General features: G+C 42.0%; 1 pseudogene. It reads right to left on the reverse strand.

What is annotated here, in order from left to right:
• Positions 1-120: 120 nt before the first annotated feature.
• Positions 121-216: pseudogene (locus D0T85_RS22345) on the reverse strand (AAA family ATPase); the annotation flags it as partial.
• Positions 217-305 lie beyond the last annotated feature (89 nt).

Below are 305 nucleotides of genomic sequence, written 5' to 3' on the forward strand. Positions count from 1 at the left end.
ATAGGATAATTATGCGCAGCCAATTAGCATATTGGCATATTAGCACATTGGCATATTATCATTCGTCTTCTTTCTTCTTAGCTAGTTCTGTCAGATTGTGTGCGGCTTCGGCTACACCACCAATAGAGGCTTGTCGTACTCGTCGATGAGAATCACCACGCGGAGGCCGGTCTTTTCGTAAGCACTCCTGATAACATTCATGAAACGCATGGAATATTTCTATTCTACCCTCTTTTAAATAAAATTTTGAACCGCAGAGTTACGCGAGTTACGCAGAGTTTTTATTACGATGCCGCAGGAAAACT

The organism is Bacteroides sp. 519 (assembly GCF_010500955.1).
In the GTDB taxonomy this organism is placed as follows: domain Bacteria; phylum Bacteroidota; class Bacteroidia; order Bacteroidales; family Bacteroidaceae; genus Bacteroides.